This is a genomic window from Flavobacterium sp. ZB4P23, assembly GCF_003970375.1.
GTDB lineage: Bacteria > Bacteroidota > Bacteroidia > Flavobacteriales > Flavobacteriaceae > Flavobacterium.
Map to the genome: position 1 here is coordinate 1 of NZ_RYDK01000002.1, position 14,086 is coordinate 14,086.

Genomic DNA, 14,086 nt, shown 5'->3' on the forward strand with positions numbered 1-14,086 from the left:
TTTAAACTTTTCTTAACTTTTTCTTTAACTAGCTGATATCTCGTTTTTTGAAGATCAAAGTTTTTTAAATAATCCTACCCGCCTCCAAAGTATACCCATTCTTTCTCTAAAACGACTATTCCAACTGCAATACTAACACTTCGATTCCTTTTCTTTCTTTGCCAAATATTTCGAAATACAGCTATAGCTGCTCTTTTACCCGCTCTTCGTTTCGCTTTTCTAATTCATAGGGTGCTTTACCTCCATTATTGAAGTCTAAAATTAATCCAACTAATGGTTTTGTGCTATATAGATGGGATAGTGTGTTAAATTGTACTATTGCTTTTATATCCTATATATAAGGTATCATTATATACATCAAAACAACTAAAAGTTCTAAACTAAGAAAGCACGCGTTAGGGATAGTAGTGAAAAGCCCGCAAGAAAGTGGAGCGTAACGCAACTTTATGAGGACTTGTAGCGGATAGCCCGACTCCTTATATAAAAAGAGACTACTACACGCTATAGTAATTCCTCTTTTTATATATGGAGGAACGCTCAAATAATAGCTTAACGCCTTTAGTTTTCTACCTTTTATAGGGTCACGTTAGAAATTACGGATTTGTCTTGTAGCAAAATGTCACTATCACCGGCATATTGATCTTTTGATTTTATTAAAAGCCAGGTGTTTTAGTGTTTCGTTTTTAGTTTCACTAATATGAATTTGCTTTTGAGTTTTTTTTCATTAAGAATAAAACTGAGATGCCCTTTTTGTAAATCGGTCATTAGTTTGCATATCCAGTTTTACCATGCTCCGAGATTTATTTGCTTTAAACAGAATAGAAGTAATCCATTTAAACAACATAAATTTATTTAATGCATATTATTACAAACATTAATAAAAACTTATAAATAAAAAAACCCACCTTTGTAATTAGATAATTAATATATTCCCTCAGCTAAAAAAAGAATAATTAAGGATTTTAATGAGTGGGTTACAAAAAAATTGTTGACGGAATTGCAGTATGTCCTTTCGTGCTAAAAATTTGCGCTGTAATATTTTCCTTTTCTAATATTTTGAATTAGTAAACAAATACTAGAATTTTAGCGATGAAAACAGATGCCTATTGTATTCGCTTAACTTTTAACCAACCAAAAGTTGAGCGGTGCAATTCCTCTTCCACTGGATATTCCGGGGCAAACTGAACACCCTATTCCGGTTTAAACTGTACATGTGATTGCTGATGGCGATTTTATGGGTGTATCTCCCCGAATATTCCACCACCTGACTTGAACCGCCAAAAGGTTGCTTAGCAAATACCATGAATCCTGCCGGATTTGTTAGTATTCATTGCCATTTCCTAAAAGGATCACTTTATGTTTTGTGATGTTAAGAGCAATTTTCAACCCTTTTTACGGACTGTTTTATTTTAATAATCATAAGCGACTTTTACCAGAACGAATTTTAATTGTAGTTTAAATAACATATATTTACTCAATGATTAACAAAATACAGTTCGTTTAGAGGTTTTTATCCCGATCCTTCAGGAGAATTGACGTTATGTGTCAAGTATACCTAAAATCGGAGAAAAATAACGAATTATGACTGAACAATTTTCACAAAAGACACAAGAAGAATTAAAATCTTATGTTTATATTCTAATTGACCCAAGAGATAACAAAATATTCTATGTTGGAAAAGGTTATGGAAATCGTGTTTTTTCTCATATTAATGAAGCAATATTTAATCCAAGCGAAACTGAAAAATTAGAAATTATCAGAGTAATTAAAATAGAAAATTTAAAAGTAAAACACTTTATAATTAGACACGGATTAGAAGAAAATGAAGCTCTAATAGTTGAATCTGTTTTAATTGATTTTTTGACCTTTAGGGATTTTGCAGAAATTGCTAAAATTTCAAATATCGTCGCTAGACATAATTCATTTAACCAAGGAATTAAAACTGTTAATGAATGTGAAATACTTTACAATTGTGAAGAATTAAAAAAAGAAAATATTGAACATACAGTTTTAGTAATTAATATAAATAAAACATACGATAATAAACGAAAAAAGAAAAGTGAAAATCCAGTTTATGACAGACCCAATATTTACGAAGCAACTAGAGGTTGGTGGGTATTAGACAAAACAGAGCAGAAAATTCAGAGCTTGTTTTAGCCGAATATAAAGGTGTAATAAGAGCAATATTTAAACCTGAAAAATGGGTTCAAGATATTGAATATAGAGGCACAAAAAGATGGGGATTTGAAGGTTCCGAAATTATTTCAAAAGAAATTCTTGATATATATGAATAAAATAGTGCCTAAAATTAGAGGAATGGCAAATCCTATTCGTTATTTTGAAAAAATATAATAGTAAAAAAAACCAGCCAATAACATTTAGCAAACTAGAACATTTAAAACAGCCGTTCTTATGAAGAAACTCGATTGATTTCTTTCCTAAAAGCAGCCTGTTATTTTTTATTAACTTTATTCTAGTCCTTATTATAGTATTCCTTTTGCCCTATAAACCTTTATTAACCTACATTAAAAAAAAATGAAAAAATTCTCTTTATTATCCTTCATGATTCTTCTAACCATCAGCTGTGCTTCTCAAGAATCTAGCGTTGCTCGTGTTGATCCTACAAAATACATGAATACAATAACAGCTGACGAACTTAAAACGCACCTTTATATTGTTGCTTCAGACGAAATGGAAGGCCGTGAAACAGGATCTGCCGGACAAAAAAAAGCGGGGATGTACCTCATTGATCAATATAATAAAAATGCGGTTCCCTTTCCTACAGGCGCTTCCGACTATTACCAAAAAATTCCTGCCGCCTTCCTAAATGCAAAACGCAATGAAAACTTACCGGATTCTGAAAACATTTGGGCCTATATTGAGGGTTCTGAAAAACCAAATGAGGTCTTGGTCATTTCTGCCCATTACGACCACGTAGGGACAAAAAACGGAGAAATTTATAACGGCGCTGATGATGATGGTTCCGGAACTGTTGCTTTGTTAGAAATTGCACAAGCATTCCAAATAGCTAAAAAAGCAGGTCATGGTCCAAAACGCTCCATCCTATTTCTCCATGTTACCGGCGAAGAACATGGTCTACATGGCTCCCGATATTATTCTGAAAATCCTCTATTCCCATTAGCCAATACAATAACTAATATCAATATTGACATGATAGGCCGTCGCGATGATGCCCACGCCAGCAGCAATAATTACGTATACGTCATTGGTGCCAATCGATTATCAACTGATCTGGATAACATTTGTACCTTTGCAAATGCTAAATACACCAATCTTGTTTTGGATTACAAATTCAATGACCCAAAAGATCCAAATCATTTTTACGAACGTTCTGACCATTATAATTTTGCCAAAAACGGTGTGCCTTCTGTTTTCTTTTTTAATGGCGTCCATGCTGATTACCACAAACCTACTGATAGTCCGGACAAAATTGAATATGATGCCTTGACTAAAAGAGCCCAGTTTGCATTTGTAACCGCCTGGGAACTGGCAAACCGCGCCGAAAGACCTATGGTAGATAAAAAATAAAGTTTGTATTTGGGCACATCCACGCTTTCACTAGCGTTACAGCGTGGTCGGGCTATTCGTTACAATCTTTTATATCTTGTCAGGATTAAAAACCCTGACAAAATATAAAAGGATTTCCACTGCTATCCCTTGTGCAAACCCACAAGGAACGGATTGTCTCATTTATTAATTCATTTGCAGTCCAATAAAAAACTTCAAATTCTATCTAAATAATTTTACCGGACAACACTGTTTTTAAAAAATGTATATTTGACAACCTAAACTAAAAAAATGCAACTCGTTTTCGCTTCCAGCAATAAAAATAAAATTTTCGAATTACAAAGCATGCTTCCTAAAACCATAACCATTGTAAGTTTAGAAAGTATCGGTTGTCTTGAAGACATACCGGAAACAAGCGATACGATTGAAGGCAATGCCATTCAGAAAGCAAATTACATCACTGAAAAATATGGATGCGATTGTTTTGCAGACGATACTGGACTCGAAGTCCATTCCTTAAATGGAGCACCCGGCGTTTATTCTGCCAGATATGCAGGCGAGCAACGCAATGCAAATGATAATATGACTAAATTATTAGATGCCCTTTTGGATAAAGAGGATAGAAAAGCACAATTCAAAACAGTTATAGCACTAAATCTAAACGGGAAACAATATCTGTTTACCGGAATTGCTGGTGGTGAAATAACCTTAAAGAAAACTGGTAATCAAGGTTTTGGTTACGATCCGATCTTTCAACCTGATGGCTATCAGGAAACTTTTGCCGAATTATCATTAGATATAAAAAACAAAATAAGCCATAGAGGAAAAGCAACACAACAACTGATTCATTTTCTAAAGATGAATAAATAAACGATTCAATTGTACTATTTTTATAACAAAAACTTGAATTCCAAATAAAAATTTCACACTAAATACACCAAATCAAAACGATTAATTTTCAAACAAAACGATAACATTCTGATAATCAAATTATAATAAATTGTAAAATCTTAAAATAGCATTAGTTTATATGAATTATAAACAGTAATTTTGCACCCTATTTTAAAAATACATATGAATAAATTTGAACAATTAGGATTGAGTGAATCGTTACTGAAGGCGATTTTAGATCTAGGATTTGAAAATCCGACCGAAGTACAGGAGAAAGCGATTCCCCTATTATTGGAAAAAGACACAGATATGGTTGCGTTGGCTCAGACAGGGACAGGGAAAACGGCAGCATTTGGATTTCCAGTTATTCAGAAAATTGATGCCAACAACAGAAATACTCAAGCATTAATTTTATCTCCAACACGCGAACTTTGTTTGCAGATTACCAACGAAATTAAAAACTACTCTAAATACGAAAAAGGTATTAATGTGGTAGCAGTTTACGGTGGAGCTAGCATTACAGATCAAGCGAGAGACATAAAGAGAGGCGCGCAAATTATTGTAGCAACTCCAGGAAGAATGCAAGATATGATTAATAGAGGTTTGGTAAACATCTCTCAAATCAACTATTGTATTCTTGACGAAGCTGACGAAATGTTGAACATGGGTTTTTACGAAGATATCGTAAACATCCTTTCTACTACGCCAGACGAAAAAAGCACTTGGTTGTTTTCAGCTACAATGCCTGCCGAAGTAGCACGAATTGGAAAACAATTCATGAAAGACCCAATTGAAATTACAGTTGGAGCTAAAAATTCAGGTTCTGCTACAGTTTCTCACGAATTTTACCTTGTAAATGCTCGTGATCGTTACGAAGCCTTGAAACGTTTAGCCGATGCTAATCCAGATATTTTCTCAGTAGTATTTTGTCGTACCAAAAGAGATACGCAAGCTGTTGCTGAAAAATTAGTTGAAGACGGATACAGTGCTGCTGCATTGCACGGAGATTTATCCCAAGCGCAACGTGATGGTGTAATGAAATCTTTTAGAGGAAGACAAATCCAAATGCTTGTCGCTACTGATGTTGCTGCACGTGGAATTGATGTTGATAACATTACTCACGTAGTAAATTACCAATTACCAGACGAAATTGAAACTTACAATCACCGTTCAGGTCGTACTGGCCGTGCTGGTAAATTAGGAACTTCTATCGTAATCGTAACTAAAAGCGAATTGCGCAAGATTTCTTCAATTGAAAGAATCATCAAACAAAAATTCGAAGAAAAAACGATTCCTTCTGGAATTGAAATCTGCGAAATCCAATTATTACACTTAGCTAATAAAATTAAAGATGTAGAAGTTGATCACGAAATTGACAACTATCTTCCTGCAATTAACAGCGTTCTTGAAGATTTATCGAAAGAGGAATTAATCAAGAAAATGGTTTCGGTTGAATTTAACCGTTTTATCAATTATTACAAGAAAACTAGAGATATTTCTAATCAAGCTTCAGGTTCTGAAAGACGTGAGCGCGACGATAGAGATGGTGCTCCGAGAGAAAACAACAATGGTGGCGCAACACGATATTTTGTGAACATAGGTTCTAGAGATAACTTTGACTGGATGTCATTGAAAGATTACCTGAAAGAAACATTAGACTTAGGTCGTGATGACGTTTTCAAAGTAGATGTAAAAGAAGGATTCTCTTTCTTTAACACAGATCCGGAACATACCGATAAAGTAATGGAAGTATTGAACAATGTTCAATTAGAAGGACGTAGAATCAATGTTGAAATTTCTAAAAACGATGGTGGCGGAAGACGTGATCATAACGGAAGAAGTTCTGGCGGAAGTTTTGGCGGAGGTCGTTCTGGTGGCGAAAGAAGTTCAGCTCCAAGAAGAGAAGGTAGTTTTGCTCCAAGAAGAGAAGGTTCTGGTGGATTTAGAAGCGACAGAAATTCTGCTCCTAGAGAAGGTGGTTTCGGAGCAAGAAGAGAAGGCGGTTTTTCATCTGACAGACCTCGAACAGAAGGTTCTGACAGAGCACCAAGACGTTCTGAAAGCTTTGGTGACACACCAAGACCAAGAAGACCAAGAAGAGACTAACATTCATTGTTAATATTCTTATAATTATATACTGAAACTACAAAATATTTAATCCTGTTTTATTACTTTTAAAGTCTTAAATCAGTTTATGAAATATTTTGTAGTTTTCTTTTTTTTAGTACTATCTGTACCTGCTTTTGCCCAAGTTAAGAAACCTTCCCAGAAAGTTGATGGTGTCATCATCAGTAACACAACTAGAGAACCATTATCTAGTGTAAACATCATTAATATTAATAAAGTCAGAGGAGCGACAACCGATTCAAGAGGCCATTTTGAAATCGATGTACAACTAAATGACACACTTCACATTACCAGTCTCGGATTCCAATCGCTTCGTGTACGAGTTACTAATGACTGGATAAAAAATAAAAGCACCAAAATACAGCTAACAGAAAAAGCAATTGCTCTTGAAGAAATAGTTATAAGACCTTTTAATCTAACCGGATATCTTGAAGTAGATACTAAAATCATTCCTATCAGTGAAAATTACCGCTACAGTATTTCCGGATTAACACAAGGATACGAGGCAGGTGAATATTCCCCAAATGCATTTGGAAGAGTATTGGGCTCCATCTTTAATCCAGCAGATATGCTTTATAATTTCTTTGGTAACAACCCCAAAGAACTCAAGAAACTAAAAGAATTAAAAAAGGATGATACCGTTCGAAATCTTTTGGAATCAAAATTCGACAGAGAAACTATTGCGGTACTTTTAGGTATTGACAAAAATGAAATTCCTGAAATTTTGCAACGCTGCAACTACTCTGAATCGTTTATAAAAACAGCAAACGACCTACAAATCATGGATGCCATCAGTGGCTGTTATGAAGAATATAAAGTTTTAAAGATAAAATAAAACATACTCTTATATTGAAATTTTGCCATTTCCATAAATTAAATCATTCCTCAATTCTTAAAGAAATTGGGGCTTTTTTAAAGTAATATTTCAAACAAATCAAAAATATTATATACATTTACCTACATCAAGAATTAAAAACAAAACCTAAATACTCCTATTATGGCAAAAAGTCAAGACGCGAAGAAAACCGCAAAGAAAGAGCCTTTAAAAACGGCTAAAGAAAAGAAAGAAGAAAAAAGAGACAAGAAAAACACTCCCAAAAGAGACTAATTATTAGTGAGCAGTGAGCAGTTTTTAGTATTCAGTTACAAATAGACTGAATACTAAAAACTGATTACTGAACACTTTGTTTTATTTGACTGGAATAGTAGCTAAAATTTCCAAAACAAATTTCCAAAATTTCTGAGAAGAAGAAATACTAGCTCTTTCATCAGGGGAATGCGCTCCGTGAATGGTTGGCCCAAAGGAAATCATATCCATATCCGGATAATTTGTCCCTAGAATTCCACATTCTAATCCTGCGTGACACGCCACTACTTTTGGTTTTTCACCGTTTTGTTTTTCGTAGATTGGCACCAAAACATCCAAAATTTCAGATTCTGAATTTGGTGTCCAACCAGGATACGCACCTGAAAATTCTACTTCACAACCCATTAGTTCAAAAGCGGAACGCAGCGCATTGGCCAAATCAAATTTAGCCGTTTCAACAGAAGAACGTGTTAAACATTGTACTGAAAGTTGTCCATCACCTACAATTACTTTGGCAATATTATTCGATGTTTCTACTAAATCTGCAAAATCAGCACTCATGCTGTACACTCCGTTGTGCGCCGTATACATAGATCGTACAAAATAAAACTGAGCAATTGTAGGCATTACTCTAGCAGGAGCTGCCTCCATTTTTTCAAAAACAACTTCTAAATTTGGCTCTGTCGTTTTAAGTTCCGTTTTGATTTCGTTTACAATTTGCTGCATGTCAAAAACAAAAGCTTCATCATATACCTCGGCAATAATTACTTTAGCTTGACTTTCACGCGGAATTGCATTGCGTAAACTTCCTCCTTTTATTTCGGAGATTTGCAAACCAAAATTATCAAAACCATCAAATAACAATCGGTTCATAATTTTATTGGCATTACCTAACCCTTTATGAATATCCATTCCGGAGTGGCCGCCTTTCAGGCCTTTTACAGTAATTGTATACCCCACAGAACCTTCGGGAGTGGCCTCTTCATCATACTCTGCAGTGGCCGTCACATCAATTCCTCCTGCACAACCAATATCTATTTCATCATCTTCTTCCGTATCCATATTTAAAAGAATTTGACCTTGCAGAATACCTCCTTTTAAGTTCAGTGCTCCTGTCATTCCTGTTTCTTCGTCAATAGTAAACAAAGCTTCTATTGCAGGATGCGGAATATCAGTACTTTCTAAAATTGCCATAATCGCAGCAACTCCAAGACCGTTATCAGCACCAAGCGTTGTTCCTCGAGCACGAACCCAATCTCCATCTACATACATATCGATTCCTTGGGTATCAAAATCAAAAACAGTATCAGCATTTTTTTGGTGCACCATATCCAAATGTCCTTGAAGTACGATAGCTTTTCGGTTTTCCATACCAGCAGTTGCCGGTTTTCGGATAATTACGTTTCGAATTTCATCTTCAAAAGTCTCTAATCCAAGGCTTTCGCCAAATTTTTTTATGAACGTAATCACACGATCTTCCTTTTTAGAAGGACGAGGCACGGCATTCAAATCGGCAAACTTGTTCCAAAGTGCTTTTGGTTCCAGACTTCTTATTTCTTGACTCATTTATTTGTGTTTGAGGTTTAACATTTTCAAGTCCCAAAGTTACAAAGTTTAAATTCCTTACGGTAGTAATTGATATTGTAATTATATTTACATTTCCAAAATTCAACCATTGAAAACAAAATATTTCCTTTCCTCCTTTCTATTTATCCAAATACTGCTTTTACAAATTATTTCCTTCTATCCGGAACAGGTAGAAGAATGGTATAGCAATGGTCTCTACCCGATACTTTCGTTGTTCTCGAGAACCATTCTGGGAGAAATTCCATTTTCCATAGGCGATTGTCTCTATTTCATAGTTATTTTATTTGTTTTCAAATGGCTTTGGAACAAACGAAAAACATGGAAATCCAATTGGAAAGACACCCTTTTGAGTATACTGAGCTTTGTTTCGGTTTTTTACTTTTTGTTTCATGTACTTTGGGCACTGAATTATTACCGTGAACCGCTTTTTGAAAAAATGGAAATTCAAAAAGACTATTCAGATGCTGATTTGTTGGCTTTCACCAAAAAAATAATTGCCAAAACCAATGCCGTTCAAAACCAACTCACAAAAAATGACAGCTTGAAAGTGGTATTCCCGTACTCTCAAGAACAGGTTTTTGAAATGAGTATGAATGGATATAAAAACCTGGAAGCGGAACATCCTTACTTCGCCTATTCAAAGCTAAGCACTAAAAAATCGCTAATTAGTTTGCCCTTGACCTACATGGGTTTTGGAGGCTATTTGAATCCGTTTACCAATGAAGCACAGGTTAATTACCTAGGTCCAATGTACAGTTTCCCCATGACTACTAATCATGAAATGGCACACCAAATAGGCTTTGCAAGCGAAAGTGAATGCAATTTTATTGGGTATTTAGCTTCGGTCAAAAATGATGATTTGTATATTCAATATTCAGGGTACAGCATGGCTTTGCGATATTGTTTAAGCAACTGGAAGGCCCGAGACGAGGTGGTTTTTAAACAATTATTAAACACTGTTCATCCCGGTATTATCAAAAACTACAAAGAAAGTGAGCATTTCTGGAAGCAATACGACACGATTATCGACAAAGGATTCCATGCTTTTTATGATCAATTCCTGAAAGCAAACCAGCAAAAAGACGGCATCGAGGGCTATAGTAAATTTATAAATTTGATGGTAAATTATTACAAGGAAAGAAGTTATGAGTTATAAATAAGACTTTAAAATTCATGATTTTCTATACTTCATCGCTGGTAAATGTCGTAAAACTTTTCTTTTTGTAGGGTCTGATAATCAAACGGCCTTCCCGATCAAAACGAATGTAGTTGTAGACCCAATTCAGGAATACGACGGCTTTATTTTTGAAACCAATCAGTGAAAACAAGTGGACAAACATCCAGACAAACCAGGCAAAAACACCGCTGAAATGGTATCCCGGCAAATCGACTACCGCTTTATTCCTTCCTATGGTTGCCATAGAACCTTTATCATTATATTCAAAAGCTTCCATGGGTTTATTTTCAATTAATTTTATTAAGTTTTCGCCCAATAATTTCCCTTGCTGCATCGCAGGTTGCGCCATCATGGGATGTCCTTGCGGATAGGTTTCGGATTCCATGGAAGCAATATCACCCACTGCAAAAATAGTATCATAACCAATCACTTGATTGAATTCATTGACCCGTATACGTTCTGCTTTTTCAACTAGTGCTGCTGCATCCAGTCCAGCAACAACCGCACCTTGAACGCCTGCTGTCCAAATCAGAGTGGCAGTTTCAAACGTTAAATTGGAATTTGTCGTTATAGTACGTCCATCATAATTAGTAACACGTACGTTTTTCCAGATTTTTACGCCTAAACTGACCAGAAATTTTTCGGCAGCTAAAGAGGATTCTTCGCTCATAGTATTCAGGATTCTATCCCCACTTTGAATGAGATTGATTTCCATTTTAGCAATATCAAGATCCGGATAATCTTTTTGGAGAATGGCTTTTTTCATTTCAGCTAAAGCACCTGATAGCTCTACTCCTGTTGGTCCTCCCCCAACCAGGACAAAATTGATGAGACTGTTTTGTTCGGCTGCATCTGTGGTTAAAACGGCTTGTTCGAAATTTTCAAGAATCAGGCTTCGAATATTGAGTGATTGCGGTATGGTTTTCATGGCCATACTGTTGCGCTCAATTTCCTTATTGCCAAAATAATTCGTTTTGGAACCCGTGGCAATCACGAGATAATCATAGCTTAATACTCCAATTTCAGCAATAATTTTTTTGTTTTCGGCATCAATTTCCTGAACATTGGTGAGTCTAAAATAAACATCATCGTATTCCTGAATGACTTTTCGAATGGGATAAGCAATAGAACCAGCTTCAAGACCGCCTGTAGCAACTTGATACAGCAGTGGTTGGAAAGTATGGTAATTGTGTTTATCTAAAAGGACAACCTGGACTTTTTTATTTTTGAGTTTTTTAGCTAACGCAATTCCGGCAAAGCCACCGCCTATAATAACTATTCTGGGTAAAGGTGAGTTTGGGATGTTCATTTTTATTGAAATATTTTTTAAAGGTGCTAAAGAATCAAAGATACAACGTTTTAAAATGTGAATTGACAAAGTGAAGGGTGAGAAGTAAATGGTAAAGAGTCAAATTAAACATTTTCAAAATTGGATTTTATTCCGCAAGATCAGGATTTATTTTTTTTTTAAAGCCCGTCAGAAAACTAATCGTGTAATTGAGTTTTGATAAATGTGAAAAGGCTTTTCCTTTGTTTTACGAAAGAAAAGCGTGCAATAATATAGTAGAAAACGAACGAAACGAACTAAAAAAGCAGACAACTCCCCAAAATAAATGATTGCTTTTCATTCGTTTATAATCCGTTATGATTTTGTATTTACACCCATATAGCAACAAACCTTACTTATATATTGTGTGTATTTCTGCAATGCGCTATATTTGCATTCTTAAAATAATAAACAATGATTAAGATTACTTTGCCCGACGGGTCAGTTAAAGAGTTTGCTTCAGGGGTAACACCGATGGATGTTGCTAAAAGCATTAGTGAAGGATTTGCCAGAAATGTGATTTCGGCTTCTTTTGATGGTACAACTATTGAAACCACAACTCCTTTGACGACAGACGGCAGTCTTATCTTGTATACCTGGAATGACGAGGGCGGAAAAAAAGCATTCTGGCACTCTACTTCGCATGTTATGGCACAGGTTCTGGAGGAAATGTACCCAGGAATCAAATTAACGCTCGGACCAGCAATATCTAATGGATTTTATTATGATGTGGATTTTGAAGATCAAAAAATAACGGACGCGGATTTTAAGAAAATTGAGGATCGTGTTCTTGAAATAGCAAGAGGAAAACATGAATTCAAGCTACGTCCTGTATCTAAAAAAGCCGCTTTAGAATTATACAAAGACAACGTTTATAAAACAGAAATGATAACCAATCTTGAGGACGGAACGATTACGTTTTGCGATCATGATACGTTTACTGACTTATGCCGCGGTGGTCATATTCCAAATACTGGAATCATCAAAGCGATGAAAATAATGAGTGTTGCCGGTGCCTACTGGCGCGGTGATGAAAAAAACAAACAGTTGACCCGGGTTTACGGAACTTCGTTTCCTAAACAAAAGGATCTTACGGAATACCTTTTATTACTAGAAGAGGCAAAGCGTCGCGACCATAGAAAACTAGGAAAGGAATTAGAGTTATTTGCTTTTTCACAAAAAGTTGGAGCAGGCTTACCGTTATGGTTGCCAAAAGGAGCTGCATTGAGAGATCGTTTAGAACAGTTTTTAAAAAAAGCACAGAAGAAAGCGGGTTATGAGCAAGTAATTACGCCACATATAGGTCAGAAGGAATTGTATGTCACTTCAGGACATTATGCTAAGTATGGTGCTGATAGTTTTCAACCTATAAGCACTCCTGCTGAAGGTGAAGAGTTTTTATTGAAACCGATGAACTGTCCCCATCACTGCGAAATTTATAATGTAAGACCATGGTCCTACAAAGATTTACCAAAACGTTATGCTGAATTTGGAACCGTTTACAGATACGAACAAAGTGGTGAATTGCACGGATTAACCCGTGTAAGAGGATTTACACAGGATGACGCCCATATTTTTTGTACACCGGAACAATTAGATGAAGAATTCAAGAAAGTAATTGACTTGGTATTGTATGTATTTGGTTCATTAGGATTCGAAAACTTTACCGCTCAGATTTCTTTGAGAGACAAAGAAAACAGAGATAAGTATATTGGTAGTGATGAAAATTGGGAAAAAGCAGAAAATGCGATTATTAATGCTGCTGCAGATAAAGGGCTGAACACCGTCGTTGAATATGGTGAAGCCGCTTTCTATGGTCCAAAATTGGATTTCATGGTAAAAGATGCTTTGGGAAGACAATGGCAATTAGGAACCATTCAAGTAGATTATAACCTGCCGGAACGTTTTGATTTGACCTACAAAGGATCTGACAATGAATTACACAGACCGGTGATGATTCACAGAGCTCCTTTTGGATCAATGGAACGCTTTATTGCTATTTTATTAGAACATACTGCAGGAAATTTCCCTCTTTGGTTAATGCCGGAACAAGCTATAATATTGTCTTTGAGCGAGAAATATGAAATATATGCGAAAAAAGTTTTAGATTTGCTAGAAAATCACGAAATTCGCGCCCTCATAGATAATAGAAACGAGACAATCGGGAAGAAAATCAGAGATGCCGAAATGCAAAAAACCCCGTTTATGTTGATCGTAGGCGAGGAAGAAGAGAGAAACGGAACCATCTCTATCCGTCGTCACGGACAAGAAGGAAAGGGAAATATCAGCGTTACAATAGACGAATTTGTTGCTATTGTAAATGAAGAGATCAATAAAACATTAAAAGTATTTACAGTTTAAC

9 protein-coding genes and 1 pseudogene are annotated in these 14,086 nt (G+C 35.5%); 7 read left to right on the forward strand and 3 right to left on the reverse strand.

The window, feature by feature from the left end:
* Positions 1–1,216: 1,216 nt before the first annotated feature.
* Positions 1,217–1,306: pseudogene (locus EKL99_RS03215) on the reverse strand (transposase); the annotation flags it as partial.
* A 275-nt stretch (positions 1,307–1,581) separates the two neighbouring features.
* Here EKL99_RS03215 and EKL99_RS03220 point away from each other — a divergent pair.
* The 5 genes from EKL99_RS03220 (at position 1,582) to EKL99_RS03240 (ending at position 7,381) form a co-directional block, all read left to right on the forward strand.
* The gene (locus tag EKL99_RS03220) at positions 1,582–2,157 is read left to right on the forward strand and encodes a GIY-YIG nuclease family protein (protein WP_231507368.1); all 576 of its coding nucleotides are present in this window, start codon (positions 1,582–1,584) and stop codon (positions 2,155–2,157) included.
* A 378-nt stretch (positions 2,158–2,535) separates the two neighbouring features.
* The gene (locus EKL99_RS03225; RefSeq protein WP_126460895.1) at positions 2,536–3,549 is read left to right on the forward strand and encodes a M28 family metallopeptidase; all 1,014 of its coding nucleotides are present in this window, start codon (positions 2,536–2,538) and stop codon (positions 3,547–3,549) included.
* Between the two features lie 270 nt (positions 3,550–3,819).
* Entirely contained in the window at positions 3,820–4,398 is a 579-nt protein-coding gene (locus EKL99_RS03230) for a non-canonical purine NTP diphosphatase (protein ID WP_126568297.1), read from the forward strand.
* Positions 4,399–4,602: 204 nt separating this feature from the next.
* Positions 4,603–6,525 (forward strand): DEAD/DEAH box helicase, encoded by a 1,923-nt coding sequence (locus EKL99_RS03235; protein ID WP_126460901.1) that lies wholly within the window; start codon positions 4,603–4,605, stop codon positions 6,523–6,525.
* Positions 6,526–6,613: 88 nt separating this feature from the next.
* Positions 6,614–7,381 (forward strand): carboxypeptidase-like regulatory domain-containing protein, encoded by a 768-nt coding sequence (locus tag EKL99_RS03240; RefSeq protein ID WP_126460905.1) that lies wholly within the window; start codon positions 6,614–6,616, stop codon positions 7,379–7,381.
* A gap of 354 nt (positions 7,382–7,735) precedes the next feature.
* Here EKL99_RS03240 and EKL99_RS03250 read toward each other — a convergent pair whose 3' ends face one another.
* The gene (locus EKL99_RS03250; RefSeq protein WP_126576392.1) at positions 7,736–9,199 is read right to left on the reverse strand and encodes an aminoacyl-histidine dipeptidase; all 1,464 of its coding nucleotides are present in this window, start codon (positions 9,197–9,199) and stop codon (positions 7,736–7,738) included.
* A gap of 109 nt (positions 9,200–9,308) precedes the next feature.
* Here EKL99_RS03250 and EKL99_RS03255 point away from each other — a divergent pair, with 109 nt between their 5' ends.
* Entirely contained in the window at positions 9,309–10,376 is a 1,068-nt protein-coding gene (locus tag EKL99_RS03255; protein ID WP_126460909.1) for a DUF3810 domain-containing protein, read from the forward strand.
* A gap of 25 nt (positions 10,377–10,401) precedes the next feature.
* On the opposite strand, the gene EKL99_RS03260 is transcribed toward EKL99_RS03255, so the two are convergent.
* The gene (locus EKL99_RS03260) at positions 10,402–11,706 is read right to left on the reverse strand and encodes an NAD(P)/FAD-dependent oxidoreductase (protein WP_126555653.1); all 1,305 of its coding nucleotides are present in this window, start codon (positions 11,704–11,706) and stop codon (positions 10,402–10,404) included.
* 432 nt (positions 11,707–12,138) lie between these two features.
* Between EKL99_RS03260 and thrS the strand changes: the two genes are divergently transcribed.
* Positions 12,139–14,085, forward strand: a complete 1,947-nt coding sequence (gene thrS, locus EKL99_RS03265) for a threonine--tRNA ligase (protein ID WP_126460917.1) — start codon at positions 12,139–12,141, stop codon at positions 14,083–14,085.
* The last annotated feature ends 1 nt before the right edge of the window (position 14,086 follow it).